Annotated in this window: 21 protein-coding genes and 1 tRNA gene; 13 read left to right on the top strand and 9 right to left on the bottom strand. The window is 62.8% G+C overall.

Annotated features, from left to right (window positions below; all coding sequences use genetic code 11):
• Positions 1–112: 112 nt before the first annotated feature.
• The 10 genes from DPV79_RS18920 (at position 113) to DPV79_RS18875 (ending at position 10530) form a co-directional block, all read left to right on the top strand.
• Complete coding sequence (locus DPV79_RS18920; RefSeq protein ID WP_244321774.1) at positions 113–1012, top strand: 3-oxoacyl-[acyl-carrier-protein] synthase III C-terminal domain-containing protein; 900 nt, start codon at positions 113–115, stop codon at positions 1010–1012.
• Positions 1009–1956, top strand: a complete 948-nt coding sequence (locus DPV79_RS18915; protein ID WP_113046148.1) for a 3-oxoacyl-[acyl-carrier-protein] synthase III C-terminal domain-containing protein — start codon at positions 1009–1011, stop codon at positions 1954–1956. Before DPV79_RS18920 ends, DPV79_RS18915 begins: the two co-directional genes overlap by 4 nt.
• A 51-nt stretch (positions 1957–2007) precedes the next feature.
• A complete protein-coding gene (locus DPV79_RS18910) occupies positions 2008–3627 on the top strand; it encodes an acyl-CoA ligase (AMP-forming), exosortase A system-associated (RefSeq protein WP_113046147.1) in 1620 nt (539 codons plus the stop codon).
• A complete protein-coding gene (locus tag DPV79_RS18905; RefSeq protein WP_113046146.1) occupies positions 3624–4832 on the top strand; it encodes a pyridoxal-dependent decarboxylase, exosortase A system-associated in 1209 nt (402 codons plus the stop codon). The genes DPV79_RS18910 and DPV79_RS18905 overlap by 4 nt, the downstream gene beginning before the upstream one ends.
• A 28-nt stretch (positions 4833–4860) precedes the next feature.
• A complete protein-coding gene (locus DPV79_RS18900) occupies positions 4861–5970 on the top strand; it encodes an acyl-CoA dehydrogenase family protein (protein WP_113046145.1) in 1110 nt (369 codons plus the stop codon).
• Complete coding sequence (locus tag DPV79_RS18895) at positions 5967–6560, top strand: GNAT family N-acetyltransferase (RefSeq protein ID WP_113046144.1); 594 nt, start codon at positions 5967–5969, stop codon at positions 6558–6560. Before DPV79_RS18900 ends, DPV79_RS18895 begins: the two co-directional genes overlap by 4 nt.
• Positions 6557–7597: a beta-ketoacyl-[acyl-carrier-protein] synthase family protein gene (locus DPV79_RS18890; protein ID WP_113046143.1), complete on the top strand. Its 1041-nt coding sequence runs from the start codon at positions 6557–6559 to the stop codon at positions 7595–7597. Before DPV79_RS18895 ends, DPV79_RS18890 begins: the two co-directional genes overlap by 4 nt.
• Entirely contained in the window at positions 7594–8520 is a 927-nt protein-coding gene (locus DPV79_RS18885; RefSeq protein ID WP_113046142.1) for a beta-ketoacyl-[acyl-carrier-protein] synthase family protein, read from the top strand. Before DPV79_RS18890 ends, DPV79_RS18885 begins: the two co-directional genes overlap by 4 nt.
• A gap of 418 nt (positions 8521–8938) precedes the next feature.
• A complete protein-coding gene (locus tag DPV79_RS18880; protein WP_244321773.1) occupies positions 8939–9643 on the top strand; it encodes an autoinducer binding domain-containing protein in 705 nt (234 codons plus the stop codon).
• A gap of 239 nt (positions 9644–9882) precedes the next feature.
• Positions 9883–10530, top strand: coding sequence for an acyl-homoserine-lactone synthase (locus tag DPV79_RS18875; protein WP_208866731.1), 648 nt, complete (start codon positions 9883–9885; stop codon positions 10528–10530).
• 68 nt (positions 10531–10598) lie between these two features.
• On the opposite strand, the gene DPV79_RS18870 is transcribed toward DPV79_RS18875, so the two are convergent.
• Positions 10599–11036, bottom strand: coding sequence for a hypothetical protein (locus DPV79_RS18870; RefSeq protein WP_341867607.1), 438 nt, complete (start codon positions 11034–11036; stop codon positions 10599–10601).
• Positions 11037–11853: 817 nt separating this feature from the next.
• Between DPV79_RS18870 and DPV79_RS18860 the strand changes: the two genes are divergently transcribed.
• The gene (locus tag DPV79_RS18860) at positions 11854–12147 is read left to right on the top strand and encodes an H-NS histone family protein (protein ID WP_113046138.1); all 294 of its coding nucleotides are present in this window, start codon (positions 11854–11856) and stop codon (positions 12145–12147) included.
• Positions 12148–12496: 349 nt separating this feature from the next.
• On the opposite strand, the gene DPV79_RS18855 is transcribed toward DPV79_RS18860, so the two are convergent.
• From DPV79_RS18855 to fdnG, 8 genes are all read right to left on the bottom strand, one after another.
• Positions 12497–13750 (bottom strand): tyrosine-type recombinase/integrase, encoded by a 1254-nt coding sequence (locus DPV79_RS18855; RefSeq protein ID WP_113046137.1) that lies wholly within the window; start codon positions 13748–13750, stop codon positions 12497–12499.
• A 170-nt stretch (positions 13751–13920) separates the two neighbouring features.
• Positions 13921–14016: transfer RNA gene (locus tag DPV79_RS18850), tRNA-Sec, on the bottom strand.
• A 32-nt stretch (positions 14017–14048) separates the two neighbouring features.
• Positions 14049–15974: a selenocysteine-specific translation elongation factor gene (gene selB, locus DPV79_RS18845; protein ID WP_113046136.1), complete on the bottom strand. Its 1926-nt coding sequence runs from the start codon at positions 15972–15974 to the stop codon at positions 14049–14051.
• On the bottom strand, positions 15971–17410 hold the full coding sequence (gene selA / locus DPV79_RS18840) for an L-seryl-tRNA(Sec) selenium transferase (RefSeq protein WP_060376246.1): 1440 nt from the start codon (positions 17408–17410) through the stop codon (positions 15971–15973). The genes selB and selA overlap by 4 nt, the downstream gene beginning before the upstream one ends.
• 73 nt (positions 17411–17483) lie before the next feature.
• Entirely contained in the window at positions 17484–18419 is a 936-nt protein-coding gene (gene fdhE, locus DPV79_RS18835) for a formate dehydrogenase accessory protein FdhE (RefSeq protein ID WP_208866730.1), read from the bottom strand.
• A gap of 419 nt (positions 18420–18838) precedes the next feature.
• Positions 18839–19465, bottom strand: coding sequence for a formate dehydrogenase subunit gamma (locus DPV79_RS18825; RefSeq protein ID WP_021162866.1), 627 nt, complete (start codon positions 19463–19465; stop codon positions 18839–18841).
• Entirely contained in the window at positions 19462–20376 is a 915-nt protein-coding gene (gene fdxH, locus DPV79_RS18820) for a formate dehydrogenase subunit beta (protein WP_021162865.1), read from the bottom strand. Before fdxH ends, DPV79_RS18825 begins: the two co-directional genes overlap by 4 nt.
• 10 nt (positions 20377–20386) lie before the next feature.
• Entirely contained in the window at positions 20387–23458 is a 3072-nt protein-coding gene (gene fdnG / locus DPV79_RS18815) for a formate dehydrogenase-N subunit alpha (RefSeq protein WP_081078936.1), read from the bottom strand.
• Between the two features lie 142 nt (positions 23459–23600).
• Between fdnG and DPV79_RS18805 the strand changes: the two genes are divergently transcribed.
• Both DPV79_RS18805 and DPV79_RS42150 read left to right on the top strand, forming a co-directional pair.
• A complete protein-coding gene (locus DPV79_RS18805; RefSeq protein WP_113046133.1) occupies positions 23601–24533 on the top strand; it encodes a YihY/virulence factor BrkB family protein in 933 nt (310 codons plus the stop codon).
• Between the two features lie 103 nt (positions 24534–24636).
• Entirely contained in the window at positions 24637–24855 is a 219-nt protein-coding gene (locus DPV79_RS42150; protein WP_133295685.1) for a hypothetical protein, read from the top strand.
• Positions 24856–24911: the final 56 nt, after the last annotated feature.

Genomic DNA, 24911 nt, shown 5'->3' with positions numbered 1-24911 from the left:
CGACGAACCGCGCATTGTCGCCACGGCACGATATATCCCATCGCCCGGTGTCGCACCCGATGCACATCTCGAACCGTTCATGGTTTCGGGTCGGTCCGCACGAGAGCACGTGATGCAAGCAGTGTATGCCGATACGCTGCGGTGGCGCGATTGTGGTGCGCCATTCGGCGTGGCCGGTATTCCGTTGCTGCAAGCATCACGGGCTACTGATAACCGGGTCGCTGTGGAAGCCGACCAGACATTGTCAGACATGGCACTTGCAACCGTGCGAACGCTGCTTGAATCGCCGTCTCAGGTCGACGCGTCCACACCCGATCAAATCATAGTATGCACAACGAGCTTCGAGCATGATCTGGCATTGTCGTGTGCCTGCCGCCTCCACAGCGAACTTGGATCAAGCCGAGCACCGCTTGCGGTCGGCCAGATTCAAGGCGTGTCGTTCCTGATGGCGGTGGAGATCGCCGTGGCGATGATGGCCGCTGACATCCGACTGAAAACCGTCGTGATCGTCGCCGCGGAACGCTGGCGCCCGCCGTTCTCACGTCGGATCGGTGCACTGATCGACATGGGTGACGGGGCCGCTGCCGTACTGATCGCGAGACAGCCCGGCCCGGGATGGCGGATACGCGGGCTCACGCTACAGACGCCCGACATCCCGCCTCTCGCAAGCGAGCACGACGCCGTCTACACGTCAACGCTCGCCGACGTTATTAGCGAAACATGCGCAAGTGCCGGTTTGCAGCCTGCCAACGTCGACTGGGTACTTCCCGCGCCGATCGATACTCGACTGGCTCGCGAGATCAACGCGTACTGCGGGCTGCCGCTCGAGCGTGTCTGCAACACACGCCTGGATGCGCCCGGCCATTTTTGCGCAGCCGACACGCCTGCACGGCTCGACGCGCTACTGCGGTCGATCAAACCTAGCGAGGGACAACATGCCCTCGTTTGGTCCGCCGGCTTCCAAGGGCAGGCCGGCTGCGCTCTCCTTGAATTTCGTGGAGGTGGCTCATGAACGCGTCGCAACCCGCTGGCTCGCTTTCACTGTCGGGCATCGCCTTCAGCCTCCCTGAACTGACGGTGGACGCACATCGCTGGGCCCAGCGCTGTGGTCAGTCATCGACTCGCGCGCGGGCACTGATCGAAAACGGTGTAACGCAGTTCCACGACGCGGCTGGTGGATCGCCCGTGGCGCTCGCCGTCGACGCTATTTCATCCCTGCTGCGCGACACCGGAACAGCGCCCGAAACAATCGATGCGTTCGTGTACACGCACACGATTCAGACCAGCGTCATCGCACCACCCGCGAGCACTACTCAACTGATCCAGTCCCAGTTGAGTCTGAACCGCGCGCTCGCATTTTCGATCGCGCAGCAGCACTGCGTCTCTCCAATGGCTGCAATCCGGGTGTTACAGGTGCTCGCTCTGCGACGGCCCACTGTCCGGCGCGCAATCGTGGTCTGCGCCGATGTGATCGGTTCCCACTGCGATCGACTGCGAGCAATCCAAGATCTTGCGCTCCACAGCGACGGTGCCTGTGCGCTGCTGCTCGAGCGAGACGGCCACCGAAACACCATCGCGGGCCTGCACTCGTATACAGACGGACGATCCTTCCGCGGCACCGACGAGGATTTGCAGTTGCTTCCCGACGATCGATACTATTGGTCTGCGTTCACAACGATGCGTGCCGCCATTCAACAAGCAGGCGTCACGACACGCGAGATTACGCATGTACTGCCTCATCACGCCAATCTTCCAGGTTGGTCCAGGCTAATGGCAATGCTAGCCATTCCTCGCGAGCGGCTTTTCACGGCGAACTTCGCATCAATCGGCCACGTCTTTGGCGCCGATCCCTTCATTAACTTCCAGACATGTTCGAACCGGGAACCTGGCGGTTGGTCGCTGCTGTTCTCGTGCGGCCTCGCGGGCTGCTTCGGTGCCATGGTGGTCCGCCACTGATCGCCTGAACGATTTCCCTTTCAACGCTCGACATTTGATCCGGATACCATCATGAGAAACGTCCTCGAACTCGTGCAAGCCGCTGCAAACCGCACACCTGACGCGGAAGCTCTCGTCTGCGGTTCCGCCCGGGTAACCTATCAGGACCTGGTTCACCGCGCGAGAGGCATGGGCAATGCGCTCGACGCGCTTGGATTCACGGCCGGCGCGCGCATTGCGATCTATCTGGACAAGCGTGTCGAAACCGTCGTGTCGATGCTGGGTGCCGCCGCCGCGCAATGCGTGTTCGTTCCGATCAATCCGCTCCTCAAACCCCATCAGGTCGCTCACATCCTGCTCGACTCCGGTGCCGATTGCCTGATTACCAGCGCGCTGCGCGCGCGGGTCCTTGACGAACATGGTCTTACCGGCGTTTCCTACACCATCATCGTGGACGATGCCGTCACCGCAAGCCGACATCTCCGAACAACAACGCGCGTTCAAAGCTGGCCCGAGTCCGCCAGCGGACATCGCACGGAACGCGAGGATGAAAATGCATCGCCCTCGCCGGCGTTGGCCAATGTCGACACGGATCTGGCCGCCATTCTCTACACCTCCGGCTCGACCGGATTGCCGAAAGGCGTGATGCTGAGCCACCGCAATCTGCTCGAGGGTGCCTGGAGCGTTGCCCACTATCTGAACCACGCCTCATCCGATCGCGTCCTCGCCGCCCTGCCGCTCAGTTTCGACGCTGGCCTGAGTCAGCTCACATCCACTTGGGCGGCGGGCGCGACTGCCGTGCTCATCAACTATCTCGCACCGCAAGACGTGATCGATGCCTGCGCGAGCGAACGCATTACGGCCATCACGGGCGTACCGCCCTTGTGGATGCAACTGGCCCGTGCGGCTTGGCCCGAGCCGGCACGCCGAGAGCTGCGCTACTTCGCGAACACCGGTGGCAGGCTGCCGACGCCCGTCTTGCAGCAACTCCGGGCATTGTTTCCGCAGGCCAAACCCTATTTGATGTATGGCCTGACGGAGGCATTTCGCTCCACGTTTCTCGCCCCCTCAGAGGTCGATCGTCGCCCCGATTCCATCGGGAAAGCCGTCCCTAACGCCCGAATTCTGGTGGTTCGCGATGATGGCTCGCCTTGTGGACCGGACGAAACCGGCGAACTTGTCCACGTCGGAGCCTGCGTCACGCTCGGTTATTGGAATGACGCGACACGCACAGCCCAGCGCTATCGACCTTCGCCCGAGCTCAAACCCGGTGGCGCGCCCCGAGATCGTGCTGTCTGGTCAGGTGATCTGGTACGGCGCGATGCAGACGGATTTCTCTACTTCGTCGCACGCAACGACGCCCAAATCAAGAGCTCCGGCTATCGCATCAGCCCGGAAGAGGTCGAAGAAGTCGTTCACGACAGCGGTCTCGTCACGGAAGCGGTTGCCTTCGGGATCCCCGATGATGAACTAGGCGAAGCGATCGTCCTGTTGGTCGTGCCAGCCGCCACTGGATTCGATGCTCAAGTGCTTCAGACCTGGTGTGTGGAGCACGTGCCACGCTACATGGTGCCGCATCGAATCGTGGTGCGCGAGACCGTTCCGCGCAACCCCAACGGAAAATTCGATCGAGCCGCATTGCGCACGGCCTTCGCCGGTCCTGACGCCGCCTCCGAAGTGAGGCAATCATGAACGCGCTGTTTGGCGAGCGTGAAGGCATGCTCACCGTCGGCGGCGTCGAGATCAATCGCCTGGCGGACCGCGCAGGACGCACGCCGTTCTTCGCCTATGATCGCGCCACGCTCGACGCGCGTGTATGCATGTTGCGCGACACGCTGCCAGCCGGTATCGACCTACATTACTCGATCAAGGCGAACCCGATGCCCGCAGTCGTCCATCACCTAGCGCCACAGATGGACGGGTTCGACGTGGCATCGGCCAACGAGATGGCACTTGCGCTGAATGCCGGCATGCCCGCGGAACTGATCGGCTTCGCCGGGCCCGGCAAGAATCGCGACGACTTGCGTCGCGCCGTCGCAAGCGGTGTCAACATTCACCTCGAATCGATCACGCAATTGCACCTCGTGACAGCCCTTGGCTGGGAACTCGGCGTTCAGCCCAAGGTCGCCATTCGAGTCAATCCAGACTTTCGTATCGACCACAGCGGCATGCGCATGGGCGGCGGCGCCACCCCTTTTGGGCTCGACGCGGAGCAGGTCCCCGGGCTACTGCGCGAGCTCGATGCCAGAGAAGTATCGTTGGCCGGTTTTCACATTTTTTGGGGATCACAGTGTCTGCACGCCCCGACCGTCGTCGAGGCTCAACGGAAAAGCGTGGATCTCGTTGTGAGATTGGCCGCTGGCCTGTCGCTCGCGCCGCAATATGTCAACCTCGGAGGCGGTTTCGGCATCCCGTATTTCGCAGGCGAAACGTCACTCGACCTCGCTGCGGTCACCGACGCCATGCACGATTGGCTCGGCATATTCCGCGGTCGTTTACCGGACACACGCACGGTACTGGAATTTGGACGATATTTGGTCGGGGAAGCCGGCATCTATGTGTGCCGAGTGATCGATCGCAAAGTATCCCGAGACCGAACGTTCCTGATCACCGATGGCGGTCTGCACCACCACTTGGCCGCATCCGGCAACTTCGGGCAGATTCTGCGCCGCAATTTTCCAGTCACCATCGGGAATCGCCAGACACAAGCGCCAACAGAGCGCTGCCACATCGTCGGGTGCCTGTGCACGCCGCTCGACCGGATCGCCGATGACGTGCTGCTTCCCGAGGCTCGCATTGGAGACTTTGTCGTTGTCTTCCAATCAGGCGCATATGGCCGCTCGGCCAGCCCCAGGGACTTTCTCGGCCACCCTGATGCGATCGAGATGCTCGTCTGACCACCCTCGTTCTTTGTGGAGGATTGCGATGTTCTCACCCGATTCCTTCCCGCAGGGGCCGGCCGCGGCGCCGTGGGCACTGACCGATGATCAATGCAACCTCTATATCGCGAGCCAACGCTTCGCACGCGACCGACTGGAGCCCTTGCTTGCCGGTTCGCTCAGCGTAGCATCGTGGCAAGAAACCGTCAGACTCGCTGCCGCAGCGCTTGATCTTGGAGCCATGGTTTTACCCGAGGTATACGGCGGCCTGGGAATCGATCGTCACGGTCTGGCACTTGTCGTCGAAGCGCTCGCCGCTGGGCCACTCGAGCGGGCGTTGGAGTTGACGCTGCCAGCACCCGCGCTCATGGTACTCCGCACACACAACGCGCTCGGTCCGGTTCTGGCTCGGCCCGTTCAGGCGTATTTCGACGGCACAACAGCGATCGCGTTGTCCGTGCTCGACATCGACAATGCAACAACATGGCAACTCCGTCCACTGGGCGACGCGGTGACCCTCACCATGCGGATAGATGACAAGCGGCGCCTGCTCCTCACTGAGCGCCCACGCGATCAGCGATCTTCGAGATCGACAGGCATCGCCACGCTCGGCGGCCTTGTTTTGGAGCAAGTGCATTCCGATGGGGCCGCGGCCGAAATGCCGCTCGCCGTGATTGAGCAAGCCGACCGCGATGGCGTTTCTCCCGCGCAAACGTACATGACCGAAATCGGCCTCTATCTCGCTACGCTCTTGACGGGCGCGATGCAACATAGCGTCCAGTTCGCGTTCGATTACGCGACGACTCGGCAAGCGTTCCGAAAATCGTTGGCGAGCCACCAACTCGTCGCGGCGCGATTGTCCGACATGCTGATCGCCACCCATGGCACCCACCTGTTTTTGCAGGCTGTCAGTGCGGCCCGCCCGTCGGCGCCAGTCTCGCTGGTCCGTCAGTTACTGCGACACGTCGCGGCAGAGTCTGTAAATGTCGGTCGCGAATTCGTGCAGCTTTGCGGCGGCCATGGTTATGTTGAAGGGCTCCCACCGGCAGCCCGCTTCCAGACGGGCCACTGGTTTGCCTTCCTGCTGCAGCGCATCGACACAACGCTCGGCTGGCTCGCGGAGCCGCAGGTCGCGAATGAGGAGGTCGACGGATGAGTGGTTGCGCCCCTACGGATGGCACGCTTCAGCGCTCGGTGGACAATGCCGCAACGCATGTAACGCCCTCCACGTGCTGGTTACGCGAACCCGGACCGAATGATATCGACGACATCGTCGCGTGGCTCGCACAGCCGACCACCGGTCGGTGGTTCGACTTCGGGCTCGGCCGCCAAGCCCTGCCCGCATTGGCGGTACAAGCGATGGTCCATAGCAGACAGCATCGAATACGCGTGTTCGGTTCGCCCGGCTATCCGGTGCCGAGCGGTGTGGTCGCGGTCAGTGATGTCACGCATCGCTTCGCGACGGGTTCATTCTGGATCCTTCGCGACCGGTTGCGACCAGCCTGCGTCAATATGGCTTACAACGCCGCCACGTCCCTCCTCCATGAAGCGTTCGCCCGTGATCGGTTGCGGTGCATCACTGCATGGGCTGTCGACCGCAATGTTCCGTCGCAGCGTCTACTCGCACGCTTGGGTTTTCATCTGATCGGACTGCAACGAGACTGTCATCTCGTCGATGGCACGCGCGTCGGGCGACTCCTTTACGATCTGCTGCCCGAGGACTTCGCGCTACCACGCGCACCATGAATACACCCGCGATCACGGCAATTGCCAGCTATGTGCCACGCACCGTCGCTGTACATCGTGAGTGCGGAATCGAGCCGACGCTCGGTGCTCCGATACGGTCCGGTTGGCACGCTTGGGTCGCGTCGTGGCAAGCGGATTACGCCCCCCATCCCGCAAAGAAGGCGGCTTCAACCAGAAGCGCTGCAATCAGCGCAGCGCGGGACGAATTTCGTTTTGTCCCTGTTGAGCGCGATACCGATCTATCCGGGCTCGCCGCGAAAGTGGCGCAGACAATATGTGCTGCGCGGCCGACCAATGCAGCGCCGATCGATATTGCAATGCTCTGCCACAGTAGCCTCAACGAGCATGTGTCCACAACGACTGCTGGACGCTTACGCGCAGTAATCGGCGCGCCCTGCTTCCCGTTCGCTGTATCCCAACAGCAGGGAGCCTCCACGTTCACGGCGCTCCAGCTGGCAGGTGATCTGCTGACTGCGGAACCGGAAATCCACACCATCTTGATCGTCGCTGCAGAAAAGTGGTGTCCGCCGTTCTCGCGATGGACGGATCAGGGAATCGTGCAGGGCGACGCAGCCGGTGCCATCCTGGTGGAACGCTCCAGACCCGCTTCTTGCGGACTGGTTGTGATCGACGCACGCGCCAGCCGCCTCCACCGGTTCGCGCCACCCGCCCCGCACTCAAGCCTAGACATCCGCACAGATTGGGTTCCGGCGCTGCAATCGACGATCGACGCGGTACTTCTCCGACACGCGCTTCAACCGAACGACCTTGGCACCGTCGTGGGAGCAGGAATAGATCCGCAACTTGATGAAGCTATTTGCCGACATCTCAGTCGTCGTGTCGTTGAATTTTCCGACCGCCGCCGCGCCCATCTAGGCGCAGCCGAACCTATCGTGCAACTCGCCAATGTACTCGAATCTCGTGACCTGCCAGCGCGCGATCGAATCCTGACGTGGGGCATCGGCCTGGGCGGTTTCGTCGGTTGCGCACTGTTCGAATCGCATGGCAGGCCGTTCCTATATCTTAATCCGCCATGAGCGCTTCTATCGGGATCGTCCATACCGCTTACTATCTGCCTGAGCCGGCCGAGGACGTCCGCAGTTGGGCCCAACGAACGAAGCAGTCTGCCGAGACCGTCAAGCGCCTCGAAAAAGCAGGGGTGCGCTTGTTCTATGACGCTCGGGGACAGACTGCGCTTTCGCTCGCTGCGAACGCCATCCAATCGCTCGTTCGGGCGACCCAGCTTGGGCCCGACACGATCGACTTTCTCGTCTACGTTCACACACTTCAGGGCAGCATCGCCCCACCCCCGCTATCCTTGCCGTGCCGGCTATGTGAACATTTTGGTTTCGAGCAGGCGGAGGCATTCTCGTTTGCGCAACAGCATTGCGCCTCATCACTGGGCGCGCTACGAATCATTCGCGCGATGTTTGCCGCCCGTCCGGCCATCAAGCGCGGCCTGCTGGTCGGTGCAGACGTCATGCCCCTCGCAAGCGACCGGTCAATAGCCGGGGCCGGATTGCTCAGCGACGGCGCATGTGCCGCGCTCGTCGAACGCAATGCCTCGATCAATCGATTGGTCTCGCTGGCGTTTCACGCGAGCGGAGAAGGTTGGCGCGGCACATTGGCGGACGATGAATCGCGATTCGCGGCTCAGTACTTCTTTGCGGCCCGTCGACTCGCGACGCAAGTGAGCGCTGAGGCGAATGTGCCCCTAGCCGAGATTCAGCGCATCTTGCCTTCCCATCTTGATATGCCAACCTGGCGCCGAACGGTCGCATCGCTCGGCCTTCCGGCACGTTGCCTATTTACTGACAACTTTGCCCGCGTCGCGCATGTGACGGTCAGCGACCCATTCATCAATCTCGCCGACTGCGATGATCTGGTTCCCGGTAAGCCTTTCCTGCTATGCGCCCGGGGAGTGGGAGGATTTTCCGCGGCGGCGCTATTCGTTCGCTAATAGGATCGTTGAATTCAGGAAATTTCGACGATGGCGCGGCACATGCTTGCTAAATCCGTCGCAATATCGCTCCCGTTCCGGGCGGTGACTTTTAAAAAATCACGTATTAAATTATTACAATATATTGAATGACGTTCCAATTCCAACCATTAGACTCCACACTAGTTACGCACCCAACGTCCATCTCGACGTAACCTCCGACGTCGCCCATCGTATAGCGGGTGCACGGGCAATCAGCGCCCCACGGGCCATACCTCTTTCCGGAGTCGCTGACACTGTGCTGGCGCCCTGCTCCAGCACTTCTCTTGAATGCCACTAGGCAATAAGTGAGGTAGAAGTCATGAGAGCGCGATTTCGGTATCGCACGAGCAAAAAATCGTCCAAGCCGCCACCATGGAATGTCACATTAGCCACTCGAATGGCGCCGATCCTGTCTCTCTTTACCGATGCAAAGGATATTTCTTCGCTTTCTGACTTGCTTGGCAATGCGGTGCTTCCATTGGGTTTTCCATGTTACGCCGTCACACGGATCTCCCTGACTTGCGCTCGCTCTAGACCTAGCCTATCTATGGAGGCAATCTGCTCGCATTATCCCAATAACTGGGTGCAGCACTATCTACAGCACAACTATGGCCCCGTTGATCCCGTACATCGAGCCGCTTTTACTTCCTCAGGACCTTATCGCTGGGGCGATATTACCGACTTGAACCACGCTGAGCGACATGTGCTCGTAGAAGCATGCGACGCCGGACTCAAAAACGGGCTGAGCGTCCCAATTCGTGAGATCGGGGGCAGTGTGTTGCTCATCAATCTGTCAGGGCCGTCATCCCGTATCAATGCAGGGACGAGCCGGCAGCTCGCGAGTGTAATCAGCAATCTATTTCGTTTGGAGCTGGATCGGTTCGTTCCTCCCCATCCAAAGGCATTGGTTGAGCTTTCTCCACGTCAGCATCAATGTCTTTCATGGGTCGCGCAAGGAAAAACATCACCAGAAATCAGCATGCTTCTTGGTATATCCCGTCATACAGTCGAATATCATATCGCCGAAGCAATGAAGGTTCTGAACGTAAATAGCAGGATAGCAGCCGCCGTCATTGCCTCCAATTACGGTCTACTTGATTAGCTCTCTTATTTTCAGTCGAAGTTTTCCGTGTGTAAGCGCGCCGCCTGCATGATTTAACCATCCCCGCGCCTCTCGAATCCCATATATTGAATAATTCTGGACCAGCCCGAGATCTTCACGCTCGCACGGATGACGCGCGGCCAATATTCATTTGCGCCTCCACCTCCCTACCTAACTAGTTCCTGTTGTTGTTTCGACTTGATACGGTGACGCCCATCAATAAACGATGGAGAACGCAAATGCCACTCATTATCGCGGGTAGGTTGAGCAACTTGCCGCTTGAACTTCGTGATGGACTCGGCGCGTTCCGGTACGACGTGTTCGTGCGCCGCCTCGGCTGGCCGCTACCCGATGTAAAGGAAAATGAAACCATAGAATGGGACCACTTCGACGGCGAAAACACCATTCAGGTTGTTGAACTCACTTCCGAAGGGCAGATATGTGGTTGCGCACGTCTGATGCCGACTACCGCCCCGTACCTGCTCCGAGAACTACTTCCTCGATCGTCGAACCTCGATTTTCCCTCGTCACCGACCGTATGGGAGCTATCGCGGTTCGCCGGTTCGGGTATGCAACTGTTTCCCTATGTCATGGCCGTCGCGGCGTCCCTCGGCGCGACCCGCATCATTGGTGTCGTCACCCGGGCAATCGCACGACTGTATCGCCGCTTTGGCCTCGATCTTCAGTATGTGGGACCTCTTCCGGTGACCGCTACCTCTTCGTTCGTGGTGTGCGCTATTGATCTCACGCCCGTCGCGTTCGGCAACCTTGGGTTCGATCTCGATAGTCTCCGATCTTCAATCACGTGGTATCGGCCGCTCACGCCGAATGTTCCTGGCTCGCTGGGGACGGCACCGCGCGCTACGCGTTGCGCGGCAGACGTGTAATAGATCCCGTCCCGGCGGGGACCGTCGCGCTCCGCCGGAATTGATGCGCTCGACCTCCAAGACCACAGCTAGGATGTGGATCGCCGCCGATGATGCCGGTTATCCGCATCCTTTACCCAATCCGGCCGAATGGCGGACGCGTAGGCCTGACCGGTGCGTGAACCTTCGCCGCTTGCCTGTGCGCGCAGTCCGAGACGTTCGTCAATTGCATGAGCGACAGTCGAAGATTTTGGCAGACGGCCGTCATCGCAGTCGGCCCAGAACATGTGCATCGCGTCGAACAATACTGCGAGGATCGCGGTCAGGTAAGGCAGCCGAACGATTACACCGCCGCCCATTGAATCGCCATCAACAGGACCGTAGTGCTCGCTCGGCACGTCGGCCGGCATATCAATCCGTAGCGCATCGAGTTCACGCTGCAATCGCTCTTCAACGCAATAGTGCGCGGTCGCCGAGTTCGCCAGGACCTTGCCAAGCTCGCGGAGCTTCTCGTCTTTCAGTTGCACGCATCTTGTGAGACGACGAATCTGTTCTTCGGCGTGTCGCAAGCGGATCTGCAAAGCCTCGCAATCGCAGGCCGGTGCCAAGCATGTGCTTGTATCGCTCGATCGCCAAATATTAGCGCGTTGCTCCATAACAGGCCTCGCCTCGAACATGGCGATATGTACTCCACACACCGCGAGAACTCGGATCGCTGATGCACCGAACTGACCGGACCCATCGCGCCGGCCCAGATGAGTGCGTCTTTTTTCGTTCCTTCACGCTGCAGTGTCAACTGTGAAGATTGGGGGGACTCCATCCAGCAATGAGCGCGTTTGCCAAGTTCGAGCTATCTGAACAAACGAAACGTCAAATTGGACATTGGGTCAAAGTGAGTCCGTCAATGGCACAACATCAAGCATGTACAAAAAAGTGACTTGTCTGACGTTTTACGTTTTGGCACCGTCTGGAGAATACAAAATAGGTATCCTCATTGTGTCTCCAACGCAATCCAATGGAGACAGCCCCAACCCGTCCTGGCGGATCAGAGCCGGTGCCTGCGCATCGGCGCCCACCGGGCGACCGTCCAACAAGCCGCTGATGATCGTCTGCATTTGCATACCCAACCGCAATAGCCTAATGGACGGCTTCGATTGTTCCACTAGGTCCGCGGCCTCGTAAGCGATAAATGGTCGACTCGCGGTCCAAACGATGAGAAAATCGCGCAATCGTTCCGACTTCGGTGCCAACAATGGCATGTCGCAGACATGACGCGTCACGCCGAATTGGACTCTTCGAAGCGACCATTTCAATACTGTTTCTTTTAACCACGTGGAGTGAAGAATGGCCACCTATCAAGAATTGAAAGCCAAGGCTGAAGCACTGCTCGTGCAAGCGGAAGAAGCTCGGCAGGCCGAACTAGAGACCGTGCTCGAAGAAGTTCGCGCACGTATTCAAGAGTATGGTCTCACGCCGGAACAGCTCTTCGGCCGTAAGCGCGTACGTAGCGCGAATGGCGGCCAACCTGCAACGCCGAAGTATCAGGATCCGAAAACGGGCAAGACGTGGAGCGGGCGTGGCCGCGAACCGTCATGGATCAAGGGTAAGAAACGCGATCGCTTCTTGATCGCTGAATGATCACGGCAGCGTAGCGATCGGTCGTCCTACCGACCCACTTCAGGGCCCGCAGCTTCATGCTGCGGGCCTGGTTGATCTGTATCAAGCCGTGCCGGCCCAAGCGACTCGGATTCGCCTTAGCTGCCCAACGTTGAAGACCCCGCGCAGTCCTGTGTAACCCATGCCGTTCGTCTCGCCGGCGACTCGATTTCCCACATAGCAGCGATACCGCCAGATGTCGATGAATTCGGCCTGCATTGCATTAAGATCAATGCGACATACTGACGACTCAACCTCGCACACGCGATACTGGGCAAGTGCGAACCCGCCCGACTCGCAGCACTGTTCCTAGAACAGTAGCAGCGTCGATTTAGGCAGCGAACGTTTGCGACATGACCGGTGCCATTGACGCTTCAAGCGTGCGTCCGCTTGAACAATACGCCCCCCAGTCTTCCATCATGAGCCGGCGCCTCTCGAGTTGATCGCGACGCCGATAAGCCGCTATCGTCTGCGATGTAATGACGTGTGCCAAGGCTTCCTCTGCCAGAGAATCCGGATAGTCGGTACATTCGGCCACCCAGTCACGAAACGTCGACCGGAAACCGTGCACGGTGATCCCCGAGTACGACATGCGTTTCAACAGGGCCAACATTGCCATGTTCGACAGTGGGCGCCCTTCCGCGCAGCCGGGGAAAAGATACCCATATTTGGCCTTGGGTAGCACAGCTCGGACAACTTCGACGGCTCGCTCACAAAGCGGCACGCGAAGCGGCCGACCGCTTTTCGTACGATCGCCCGGGATGCTCCAGATACGACTGTCGAGATCGAATTCCTCGACCCGCGCAAATCGGACCTCGTTCGTACGAGTCGCCGTGAGAATAAGCAAATGCAGCATTCGTGCTGCGCGTCGCGGACGGAGTTCCAGTTCACGGATAAACGTTGGCAGGTCTTCCCATGGCAGCGCCGGATGATGCTTGATCTGCGAACGCTTCTTCGAGCGCGGCAACACCAGTTGGAGGTGATCGACGTATCGGGCCGGGTTGCCGCCGGCGCGGTGCCCCATCACGGTCTCCGCGTCGAGGATTGCCTTGATGCGACCGCGCACCCGGCGTGCCGTTTCTGCCTTTTTAGTCCAGATCGGCTGGAGGATACGCACGATCATCGCCGTGTCGATGTCGCGCACGCGCACATCGCCGATGATGGGATAGGCGTAAGTCTTCAGTGTGTTGCCCCATTGCTGAACATGCTTGCGGTTTCGCCATTCCGGTTCACGTGCGAGGATGAACGCTTCAGCCGCCTCACGGAACGTCACATTGGCGTCGACCGAGATATCGAACTGTCGCCGACGCTGCTCTTCGCGCCGGGCGAGGATGGGATCGACCTGGTTACCGACCATCTCGCGATATCCGATAGCCAATTTCCGTGCTTCTCCGAGCGAGACGCGCGACAACGGTCCGAGGCCCATTTCGCGCACGCGCCCATCGAGCTTGAAGCGAAACACCCAGGAGCGGGCGCCGCTGTCGGCGATCTGCATATAGAGGCCACCGCCGTCCGCGTAATGGCCGGGATCGGCCGCCTTCGCGACGCGCAGCGCGCTGAGTCGATGTAACTGTCGTCCCGCCATGTCGCCCTCCTTTCCTACCCACAAAACCCACGCCGCTACCCATACTTCGTGCGGAAATTGTGCGGGACGCGAGCGGAAGCGGCAAGCACGCCGTTACCCACAAATCGCTTTTAAATCAGCGATCTACGGGGCGTTTACGGAAGCCATCGGAATGCGCGGGAAGCCTTGACTGGCGGAAGGCAGCCAGAGTCGAACTGACCCGGGAGTGTCTGACACCCCCAACCGGATTTGAAGCCCGGCCGTACCACCGGATACGAATGCCTTCCATCGTGGGAAAAAAACAAAGAACAACGAGCGCCTACGCCTGAATACCCGCCCAACCGCTGTCAGGCCGCAGGAAGTGAAGATCGCGGTGGAAGCGAGTATACCCAACCCGGTCGAAGAACTCGAGAATCTGGATCGCACGCTTGCGGCCGAGCCCCGTCGCGTCGCGAAACGTCGCGGCATCGAGCCCGCCGTCGCGCGACGGCGCGAGATGCGCAACCAGTTCCGCGAGTTCGCGCACGACGTCCGCGTGATAGAACAGGTCGCGCACGACCTGGTGCACGTCGCCGCGCCGTGCGAGCTTGCGCAGCACGGTACGCACCGCGTCCTCGGCCGCCCCGGTGTCGCGGGCCAGGTCGCGCACCCACGGCGGATCGAAGCGCCCCGCATGAATCAGCGGCAGCAGTTGCTGCGCCAGCGCTTCCTCGCGCGGCTCGAGGCTCACCGAATGCGACGGCAGGTGCAGCCACGGCCCGCTTCGCGCCACTTCGCCGCCGGTCACCAGCGCATCGACGAGCGCGCGCCACAGCGCATCGCCGGCGAGCGGCGCCGCCATCCGCCGCAGCCGCGCGGCGTCGAGCCCCTGCTCGTCGGGCAGGCGCTCGTGATACGCGCGCAGCGTATCGATCGCCCGCGTCTGCAGCGCACGCCAGTGCGCATGCGCAATCACCGCTCCGTCATTCGACGCGGCGTCGCGCTGCCCGATCGCCAGCGCGTCATCCGGCAAAACCAGCGCGTTCGGCGCAAAACCCGTCAGATGCGTGAGCATCGCGCGCGGGATGCCGAGCGGCGCCTGCGCGAGCAGCGCATCGAGACGCCCGGCGTCGAGCCATTCGGCCAGCGCGTCGAGCCACGCGCGGCGCTGCGGCGTGCGACGCTTGCGCGCCGGCCCGAACGGGTCGAGCACGCGGCCGCCGCCGACCGTGCGCGTCGCCTGCGGATTTCGGACGATGAAGCGGTCGCCCGGCAACGCAAACACCGGCTCGTCGAATACCAGTTGCACGCGCATCCGCTGGCCGGCCGCAAGCGTATCGCCGTCGAGCAGCGCGACATGCGCGACGCGATGCAGCGTGCCGAGATGCACGTGCAGCGGTGCCCAGTGCGTGAGCGTCAGCCCCGCATCCGCGAGCAGCGTCAGTTCGACGTCGAGACGCGGCGACGTCGCGACGAGCCGCGCATCGGCCACGGTATCGCCGCGCTCGACATCGGCCTTGTCGACCCCGGCCAGGTTCAGTGCGCAACGCTCGCCCGCGCGGCCGGCCTCGACCGGCCGGTTCTGCGCATGGATGCTGCGCACGCGCGCCGCGCCGCCCGTGCGCACGATCGCGAGCGTATCGCCGGTTGCGACGCGGCCCGCGAACGCGGTGCCCGTCACGACGGTGCCCTGCCCCGAGAGCGTAAACACACGATCGACCGCGAGCCGGAACAGCCCGTCGTCGCGGCGTGCGCGCCACGCGATCGCCGCGTCGGCCAGGTGACGCTTCAACGCGGCGACACCCGGGTCGTCCACGGCCGTCGCCCGCGTTTCGAAGATCGGCACGCCGGCCAGCGTCGAATCGTTCAGCCACGCGGCGATCTCGTCGCGCACCTCGGCCACGCGCGCGGCGTCGACGCGATCGCACTTCGTCAGCGCGACCGCGCCATGCGTGACGCCGAGCAGTTGCAGGATCGCGAGATGCTCGCGCGTCTGCGGCATCACGCCGTCGTCGGCGGCAATCACGAGCAGCGCGAAGTCGATCCCGCATGCGCCGGCCGCCATCGTGTGAATCAGCTTCTCGTGGCCCGGCACGTCGATCAGGCCGAGCACGTCGCCGTTGTCGAGCGGCGTATACGCATAACCGAGTTCGATCGAGATGCCGCGCGCCTTCTCTTCCTTCAGGCGGTCGGTATCGACGCCCGTCAGCGCGCGCACCAGCGTCGTCTTGCCGTGGTCGATGTGTCCGGCGGTACCGACGATCATGCAGCGGGCCCCGCGAGCGGCACGCATTGCGCGACGAACGCCGCCTCGTCGGCCGCTTCGAGGCAGCGCAGGTCGAGCCGCAGCGCGTTGTCGGCCACGCGGCCGATCACCGGGCGCGGCCATTCGCGCAGCCGCTTCTCGAGCTGCGCGAGCGCGCGGCCGCCGCGCTTGCCGTCCGCCGTGCGCACGACGAGCCCGGCGCTCGGCAGCTGGTCGACCGGCAGCGCACCGCTGCCGATCTGGCTGAACATCGGCTCGACCGCTACGTCGAAACCGCCGCCGAGCGCGGCCTGCAGCGCCGGACGCACGCGTTCGGCGGCCTCGGCGATCTCGCCGTGCGGGCGCGTCAGCAGGCGCAGTGTCGTGAGCCGGTCGCGCAGGAACTCGGGAGACTGGTAGAGGCGCAGCACGGGTTCGAGCGCCGCGAGCGTCAGCTTGCCGACGCGCAGCGCGCGCTTGAGCGGATGTTTCTTGATCTTCGCGATCAGCGCGCGATCGCCGACGATCAGGCCGGCCTGCGGCCCGCCAAGCAGCTTGTCGCCGCTGAACGTGACAACGTTTGCGCCGGCGGCGATGGTTTCCTGCACGGTCGTCTCGTGCGGCAGGCCCCATTGCGTCAGGTCGGCGAGCGTGCCGCTGCCGAGATCGACGGCGACCGGCAGCCCGTGCTCGCGCGCGAGCGGCGCGAGTTCGGCGAGCGACGTCTCCTTCGTGAAGCCGCTGATCGCGTAGTTGCTGCAGTGCACCTTCATCAGCAGCGCGGTGCGCGGGCCGATTGCCTCCGCGTAGTCGCGCAGATGGGTGCGGTTGGTCGTGCCGACTTCGCGCAGCCTGGCGCCCGCGCGGCTCATGATGTCGGGGATGCGGAATGCGCCGCCGATCTCGACCAGCTCGCCGCGCGACACGACGACTTCCCGCTTCGTCGCCAGCGCCGACAGCGCCAGCAGCACGGCCGCCGCGTTGTTGTTGACGACGGTCGCGGCTTCCGCGCCCGTCAATTCGCACAGCAGATCGTCGATCAGGTCGTCGCGATCGCCGCGGCGGCCCGTGGCGAGGTCGAATTCGAGGTTGACGGGGCGCGTGAGCGCGTCGACCACCGCGCGCACCGCGTCGTCGGGCAACAGCGCGCGCCCGAGGTTCGTGTGCAGCACGGTGCCCGTCAGGTTGAACACGGTGCGCACCGCGCCCGCGCTCTGCGCGGCCAGCGCGCGCGCGACGGCCGCGGCGATGCGCGGTTCGTCGAGCGGTTCGGCGCCCGCCGGATCGTGCTGCGCGGCGGTACGCCAGCGTTCGAGCTCCGCGCGCACGGCGTTCAGCACGCGCGTGCGGCCGTAGTCGGCGAGCAGCGGTTGCAGCGGTGCCGACGTCAGCACGCGCTCGACCGACGGCACACGCGCCAGCACGGCATTCAGTTCATTCAAACCGGGTTCGGTCACGTCGTGGTGGCTCCAGTCTCATGCTTCGCAGTCGGCCGGCGCCGGCGCTCGCGCGCCGCCCCGGCCGACGTCGTCAATCCGCTTCCTGCGCGACGTCCGGCCACAGCAGCGGGTTCGGCGAACTGCGCTGGTAACCGGCCTCGTTCATCAGCAGGTCGAGCGTGAGGCTCGCGAGGTCGTCCGCCAGCGGCTCGAACTCGTAGTCCTTGTCCTGATAACCGATCTTGCGATAGGTCTTGCACTCGTCGCACGATTCGGCCTTGACGGCTTCGCTGCCGCCCTCGATCCCGTGATACGCGATGCCTTTCGTCGAATCGCAGTGCGAGCACTTCGTGCGCACCATGTGCCACTCGGTCGTGCACAGCCCGCACTGCAGGAAACGGTAGCCCTGGTACTGCCCGCCGACCCGCACGACGCTCGCGACCGGGTGCGTGCCGCACACGGGGCACAGCCCCGGCTGGTCGAGATACGGGACGTCGGCCGGCGCAACGCAGCTTGCGAGATCCGTCCAGACGACCTGCAGCGCGGCCATCAGGAACGGCGCGGTGGCCGGGTCGACTTCGGCGAAGCGCAGCGCGAGGATCGCGTCGGCCTGCGCGTCGAGTTCGGCGGGCGCCATCAGGCGCAGCCGGTCGAGCAGCTTCGCGAACTGCGGGTTGACGAGCCCGGCGCCTTCGACGCGGTCGAGCAGTTCGTACAGCACGGCACGCCATTGCGGGTTGCGCTCGCCGTCGAGCGCCGGTATGAGCGGCATCGAATGCTGCTGTGCAAGCGCGATCGCTTCCTTCGACGGCAGCGGCAGTTCCAGCGCCTGCAGTGTCGCGTGCTGCGCATCGGCGACGGTGGCCATCAGCCGCAGGTAGCCGCTGATCGGGTTCAGGTCGGCCAGCTTGCGCAGCCGCGCGGCGCGCGCCGAGAACGCGGTGGCGCGCTCCGGCAGGCGAAAGCGCGGGATGGCCGAATGATCGAGTGTCGAGATCTCGGTCGGTTCGAGGATGCGTTGTGTCACGAAAATGTCTTCCAAGGGGTCTGTTTGCGCATGGAACGCGCATGCGTTGCCACGAGAACGGCCGCTCGCGAGGCGCGCGACGCCGCGAATACTGACGTATTCGCAAGGAGCGCAACGCGGCGAGCGGCCGTTCTCGTGGCAACCCCAAATTTAAAAAATACATGCCACGGGAATGCCCGAAATCGCCCGTATGGCGGCGTCGCTCGTCGCTTGTTTGGCTCGGCCAAACGGCGCTCCTCACTTCTTGCCCTACGCCCCGCAGGAAGTCCCCTTGGGGGACGAGCGATTTCGGGCATTCGCATGCGCGTTCCATGCGCAAACAGACCCCAAACAAGCGCCGACGCATCGGCGCTTTCGGGCGGTTCCGGCGGTTGGCGGAACGGCCCGCCGCAACTGGCGAGCCGCCCCGCTCCGGTGCGCTATTTCACGCTTTCACGGAACCACTTCGGGTGATGCTTGCGAGCCCAGCCCAGCGTGACGGTGCCGCGCACCATCGCGCCGATCGAGCCCTTCACCCACAACGCCGCGTAAATGTGCACGATGATGCTCGCGATCAGCACGAAGGCCGCCACGGCATGCACGACAGCGGCCGCGCGGATCACCCCGATCGGGAAGTAGAACGAGAAGTAACGCCGCCAGATCACGACTCCCGACAGCAGGAGCAGCAACAGGCACGCCACCAGCGTGAAGAATAGCAGCTTCTGCCCGGCGTTATAGCGCCCGACGGGCGGCAGCTTGTCTTCCTGGTTGGTCAGCACGTCGCCGATCTGCTTCAGCCATTGGCGATCGTCCGCATCGAGCGCATTGTGGTGCCAGAAGCGCACGACCAGGATCGCGAACGACACGAACATCACGAGGCCGACGAACGGATGCAGGATCCGCGTCCACTGGCCGCCGCCGAACAGCGCGGTCAGCCAGAACATCGACGGATGAAACAGCGCGAGCCCGGACAACGCGAGCAGCACGAACGTGATCGCGGTAATCCAGTGGTTCGTGCGCTCGTTCGGCGTGTAGCGGACGATCAGGTTGGGGTCGTCGTGGTTCATTTCGCGTCCTCCTTGATGCGTCGCGCCTCGTCGCGGGCGGCGGCTTCCTCGTCGTCGGTGACCTCGTTCGGACCGACCCGCGTGTAGTGGAAGAACCCGGCCAGCGCGGTCAGCGCGAGGCCCGCGACCGCGAGCGGTTTCGCGATGCCCTTCCACAGCTTCACCATCGGGCTGATCGACGGGTTGTCGGGCAGCCCGTGGTACAGCGACGGTTTATCGGCATGGTGCAGCACGTACATCACGTGCGTGCCGCCGACGCCCTGCGGGTCGTACAGCCCCGCATGCTCGAAGCCGCGCTCCTTCAGGTCCTCGATCCGCTCGGCCGCGTGCTGCTTCATGTCCTCCTTGGTGCCGAACACGATCGCGCCCGTCGGGCAGGTCTTCACGCAGGCCGGTTCCTGGCCGACCGCGACGCGGTCGGAACAGAGCGTGCACTTGTACGCGCGATGATCCTTCTTCGAGATCCGCGGAACGTTGAACGGGCAGCCGGTCACGCAATAGCCGCAACCGATGCAGTTCTCCTCGTGGAAATCGACGATCCCGTTGTTGTACTGCACGATCGCGCCCGGCGACGGGCACGCCTTCAGGCAGCCCGGATCCTCGCAGTGCATGCAGCCGTCCTTGCGGATCAGCCACTCGAGGTCGCCCGCCGGGTTCTCGTATTCGGCGAACCGCATCACCGTCCACGAGTGCTCGGAGAGGTCGGCCGGGTTGTCGTACACGCCGACGTTGGTGCCGACTTCGTCGCGCAGGTCGTTCCACTCCATGCATGCCGTCTGACATGCCTTGCAGCCGATGCACTTCGATACGTCGATCAGCTTCGCGACGCTCCCGGTCACCGGTTCGCGCACCGTGGGCGGTGGCGTCGTGGTGGCCGAGACGCGCTTGATATCCAGCGATTGCAATGCCATCTCTTTCCCCTTACGCCTTTTCGACCTTCACCAGGAACGACTTGAATTCCGGTGTATAGGAGTTGCCGTCACCCACGGACGGAGTCAGGGTATTCGCGAGATAGCCGGGCTTCGTCAGACCCTTGAAGCCCCAGTGCAACGGGACACCGACCGTCTGGACCTTCTTGCCGTCGACCATCAGCGGCTTGATCCGCTTCGTGACGAGGGCGACCGCGATGATGTAGCCGCGCTTGGACGACACCTTCACGCGCTCGCCATGCGCGACGCCGACTTCCTTCGCGAGGTCTTCGCCGATCTCGACGAATTGCTCGGGCTGGATGATCGCGTTCAGCCGCGCATGCTTGGTCCAGTAGTGGAAATGCTCGGTCAGCCGGTACGTGGTCGCCGCGTGCGGGAACTCCGGTGCCTGGCCGAACGACGCCCGATCGTCCGGGAACACGCGGGCGGCCGGGTTGTTCAGCGCCAGCGGGTTGTTCGGGTGCAGCGGGTTCGTGCCGATCGGCGTTTCGAACGGCTCGTAGTGCTCGGGGAACGGGCCTTCGTTCATCCCCGCACGCGCGAAGAAGCGCGCGACACCTTCCGGATTCATGATGAACGGCCCCATCCCGTTTTCGGGTGGTTCGTCCGCCTTGAAATCGGGGATGTCGGCGCCCTTCCACGCGCTGCCGTTCCAGCCGATCAGCTTGCGGGTCGGGTCGAACGGCTTGCCGCTCACGTCGCACGATGCGCGGTTGTACAGGATCCGCCGGTTCGCCGGCCAGGCCCACGCCCAGTTCAGCGTCTGGCCGATGCCGGTCGGATCGGAGTTGTCGCGCCGGCCCATCTGGTTACCGGCCTGCGTCCAGGCTCCGCAGAAGATCCAGCAGCCGCTCGCGGTCGTCCCGTCGTCCTTCAGTTGCGCGAACGCGGCCAGCTGCTCGCCCTTCTTCACGAGCGTCTTCGCCGGATCCTTAGGATCGGGCAGATCGGCGAGCGCACGGCCGTTGAACTCCATCGCGAGTTCTTCGGGCGTCGGGCTTTCCGGGTTCGCGTACGGCCAGGTCAGGTTGACGATCGGGTCCGGATACTTGCCGCCGTCCGTCTGGTACATCTTGCGCATGCGCAGGAACAGCCCCGACATGATCTCGAGGTCGCTGCGCGCTTCGCCCGGCGGCTCCGCGCCCTTCCAGTGCCATTGCAGCACGCGGCTCGAACTCACGAGCGAACCGTTTTCCTCCGCAAAACACGTGGTGGGCAGGCGGAACACCTCGGTCTGGATCTTCGACGCGTCGACGTCGTTGTAGTCGCCGTGATGCTTCCAGAACTCGGACGTCTCGGTCGCGAGCGGATCCATGATCACGAGCCACTTGAGCTTCGCGAGCCCTGCCGCCGTCTTCACCTTCGACGGCGCCGCCGCGAGCGGGTTGAAGCCCTGGCAGATGTAGCCGTTCATCTTGCCGGCATTCATCAGCTCGATCGCCTGCAGCAGGTCGTACTGCTTGTCCAGCTTCGGCAGGTAATCGTAGGCCCAGTTGTTCTCGGCGGTCGCCGCGTCGCCCCACCAGGACTTCATGAAGCTGACGTGGAAGGCCTTGTAGTTCTTCCAGTAGCTCAGCTGGTTCGGCCGCAGAGGCTGCTGCACGCGCTTCTTGATGTAGCCGTCGAAATCCTGCTCGGCCTGCATCGGCAGCGTCATGTAGCCCGGCAGCAGGTTCGACATCAGCCCGAGGTCGGTCAACCCCTGGATGTTCGAGTGGCCGCGCAGCGCGTTCATCCCGCCGCCGGCGATGCCGATGTTGCCGAGCAGCAGCTGCACCATCGCGCCGGTGCGGATGATCTGCGCGCCGATCGAGTGGTGCGTCCAGCCGAGCGCGTACAGCACCGTGCCGGCGCGGCCGGGAACGGCGGTGGTCGCGAGCATCTCGCACACCTTCAGGAACTTCTCCTTCGGCGTGCCGCAGACCTGCTGGACCATGTCCTGCGTATAGCGCGCGTAGTGCTGCTTCAGCAGGTTGTACACGCAACGCGGGTGCTGCAGCGTCGGGTCGACCTTCACGAAGCCGTCGTCGCCGCGCTCGTAGTCCCAGCTCGATTTGTCGGGGTACGCGTGTTTCTCCGCGTCGTAGCCGGAATAGATGCCGTCGTTGAACGCGAAATCCTCGCGCACGATGAACGAGAAGTCCGTGTAGTTCTTCACGTACTCATGCTGGATCTTGTCGTTCGTCAGCAGATAGTTGATCACACCGCCCAGGAAGACGATGTCGGTGCCGGTGCGGATCGGCGCGTAGTAGTCGGCCACCGAGGCCGTACGCGTAAAGCGCGGGTCGACGACGATCAGCCGCGCCTTGCGGTGCGCCTTCGCCTCCGTTACCCACTTGAAACCGCACGGATGGGCCTCGGCTGCATTGCCGCCCATCACGAGAATCACGTCCGCGTTCTTGATGTCGACCCAATGGTTCGTCATCGCTCCACGGCCAAACGTCGGGGCAAGACCTGCCACCGTCGGGCCATGTCAGACACGCGCCTGATTGTCGAATGCGAGCATCCCGAGACTGCGGACCGTCTTGTGCGTCAGGTAGCCGACCTCGTTGCTGCCCGCCGACGCGGCCAGCATGCCGGTGGTCAGCCACCGGTTGACCTTCGCACCGTCTTCCGCCGTCTCGACGAAGTTCGCGTCGCGGTCGGCCTTCATCAGCTTCGCGATGCGGTCGAGCGCGTCATTCCACGAAATCGGTTCCCACTTGTCCGAGCCGGGCGCGCGATACTCGGGGTGCGTCAGGCGGTTCGGGCTGTGGATGAAGTCGATCAGGCTCGCGCCCTTCGGGCACAGCGTGCCGCGATTGACGGGATGGTCGGGATCGCCTTCGATGTGGATGATGCTCGGCTGCGCGTTCTTCGCGCCGTCTCCGAGGCTGTACATCAGGATGCCGCAACCCACTGAACAGTAAGGACAGGTGTTGCGCGTTTCGACGGTGCGCGCCAGCTTGTACTGTCGGACTTCGGCGAGCGCTTCGGACGGAGAGAAGCCCATCAGGGCTAGACTCGATCCGGCAAGCGACGTAGCCGTCACCTTCAGGAACTGGCGCCGGGACATTTGGAGCATGGCTGGTCTCGGCGTTATTGTGGGGGTGAGGAAACTGAAAGGAATTATAGACAGTTCGCGCAACTATGTTCGAATCTTCGGATCAATACTGAATTGTCTGATTACCAACGATGATCCGCGTTCCGCGCGCCACCGAAACGTCATGAAACGACAGATCACCTCCGAAGCCACCCGTCTCGCGCAAGAACAGGCCAACTGGGCCCTCACGGCGTTCAAGCGCTTCTCGGCCGACCGTTGCTCCGCGATGGCCGCGGGTATTGCATTCTTCTCCGCGTTCTCGCTCGCGCCGATGCTCGTGATGGTGATTGCCGTGGCCGGCTGGTTCTACGGCGACGATGCCGCGCGCGGCCAGGTGTTCGAACAGGCGCACCAGCTGATCGGCGACGACGCGGCGGCCAGCATCCAGACGATCGTGCAGAACGCGCACCGCGCGGGCGAGCGCGGCGGCCTCGCCACCCTGATCTCGTTCGCCGCGCTGGCCATCGGCGCGTCGGCCACCTTCGCGTCGCTCAGCGCCGCGCTCAGCGTGATCTGGCCGGCCACCGAGAACCGCTGGTCGAGCATGCTCGGGCTCGTGCGCGTGCGGCTGATCTCGTTCGGGCTCGTGCTCGGCGTCGCGTTCCTGCTGATCGTGTCGCTCGTGCTCGACACCGCGATCACGTTCGTCGGCACCTGGCTGCTGGGCAATTCGCCGTACGTGGTCGTCACGAACCTCGTGCAGTTCTTCGTCGGCATCGCCGTGCTCGCGGCCGCGTTCGCATCGCTGATGAAGTTCCTGCCCGATGCGCGCGTCGCGTGGCGCGACGCCGCGATCGGCGGCATCGTGTCCGCGATCCTGTTCTCGGGCGGCAAGAAACTGTTCGCGCTGTACCTCGCGCACGCAGGCACCGCCAGTGCATTCGGCGCGGCCGGATCGTTCGCGGTCCTGCTGATGTGGCTGTACTTCTCCGCGATCGTGCTGCTGCTCGGCGCGGAATTCGCGGCGGCCCGCGGCAACGCGCATCGTCTCGCCGGTACCGCACCGGCCGTGTCCGCTCAAGCCGACCGGCCCGTCGATCGCATGCGCGACGACTGATTCACGCTGTTGGCAACGTCGCGGCGCGACCCCGCACACCCGTCTGCCCTCCTGCAACCGCGCAGTCAGCCGCGCATTCGCGTGACGTTGATACGTTCTTTGCATGTCCCGGCTTCGTTGCCGCAACCGCAAACGTTTGCAGGCATCCATTTCTGTCCGCAAACGTGCCGAAACAGGCTGCCTGCCGCAATGCGCATCAACTTTTGAAACAATCGCGCCGCAGCAAATGTCAACTATTTCAAAAATGGGAACAGTCGTTGATGTGCTTGATATATATGGACTTTTTCGCGCTGTTACCTTTTCGAGACACTTTATTTTTTAGGCTTTCTTGCGTCTACGGCACTGAGCTATTCTCCAATCCGCAACAAATAACGATGA

The organism is Burkholderia reimsis, from assembly GCF_003294055.1.
GTDB lineage: Bacteria > Pseudomonadota > Gammaproteobacteria > Burkholderiales > Burkholderiaceae > Burkholderia > Burkholderia cepacia.
This window is presented reverse-complemented; position numbering and strand designations above follow the sequence as displayed.

What these genes read in the sequence shown, in the direction of transcription:
- DPV79_RS18920 (WP_244321774.1), top strand. Translation starts at nt 113, where the DNA reads ATGCAAGCAGTGTATGCCGATACGCTGCGGTGGCGCGATTGTGGTGCG.
- DPV79_RS18915 (WP_113046148.1), top strand. Translation starts at nt 1,009, where the DNA reads ATGAACGCGTCGCAACCCGCTGGCTCGCTTTCACTGTCGGGCATCGCC.
- DPV79_RS18910 (WP_113046147.1), top strand. Translation starts at nt 2,008, where the DNA reads ATGAGAAACGTCCTCGAACTCGTGCAAGCCGCTGCAAACCGCACACCT.
- DPV79_RS18905 (WP_113046146.1), top strand. Translation starts at nt 3,624, where the DNA reads ATGAACGCGCTGTTTGGCGAGCGTGAAGGCATGCTCACCGTCGGCGGC.
- DPV79_RS18900 (WP_113046145.1), top strand. Translation starts at nt 4,861, where the DNA reads ATGTTCTCACCCGATTCCTTCCCGCAGGGGCCGGCCGCGGCGCCGTGG.
- DPV79_RS18895 (WP_113046144.1), top strand. Translation starts at nt 5,967, where the DNA reads ATGAGTGGTTGCGCCCCTACGGATGGCACGCTTCAGCGCTCGGTGGAC.
- DPV79_RS18890 (WP_113046143.1), top strand. Translation starts at nt 6,557, where the DNA reads ATGAATACACCCGCGATCACGGCAATTGCCAGCTATGTGCCACGCACC.
- DPV79_RS18885 (WP_113046142.1), top strand. Translation starts at nt 7,594, where the DNA reads ATGAGCGCTTCTATCGGGATCGTCCATACCGCTTACTATCTGCCTGAG.
- DPV79_RS18880 (WP_244321773.1), top strand. Translation starts at nt 8,939, where the DNA reads ATGGCGCCGATCCTGTCTCTCTTTACCGATGCAAAGGATATTTCTTCG.
- DPV79_RS18875 (WP_208866731.1), top strand. Translation starts at nt 9,883, where the DNA reads ATGCCACTCATTATCGCGGGTAGGTTGAGCAACTTGCCGCTTGAACTT.
- DPV79_RS18860 (WP_113046138.1), top strand. Translation starts at nt 11,854, where the DNA reads ATGGCCACCTATCAAGAATTGAAAGCCAAGGCTGAAGCACTGCTCGTG.
- DPV79_RS18855 (WP_113046137.1), bottom strand. Translation starts at nt 13,750, where the DNA reads ATGGCGGGACGACAGTTACATCGACTCAGCGCGCTGCGCGTCGCGAAG.
- selB (WP_113046136.1), bottom strand. Translation starts at nt 15,974, where the DNA reads ATGATCGTCGGTACCGCCGGACACATCGACCACGGCAAGACGACGCTG.
- DPV79_RS18825 (WP_021162866.1), bottom strand. Translation starts at nt 19,465, where the DNA reads ATGAACCACGACGACCCCAACCTGATCGTCCGCTACACGCCGAACGAG.
- fdxH (WP_021162865.1), bottom strand. Translation starts at nt 20,376, where the DNA reads ATGGCATTGCAATCGCTGGATATCAAGCGCGTCTCGGCCACCACGACG.
- DPV79_RS18805 (WP_113046133.1), top strand. Translation starts at nt 23,601, where the DNA reads ATGAAACGACAGATCACCTCCGAAGCCACCCGTCTCGCGCAAGAACAG.
- DPV79_RS42150 (WP_133295685.1), top strand. Translation starts at nt 24,637, where the DNA reads ATGTCCCGGCTTCGTTGCCGCAACCGCAAACGTTTGCAGGCATCCATT.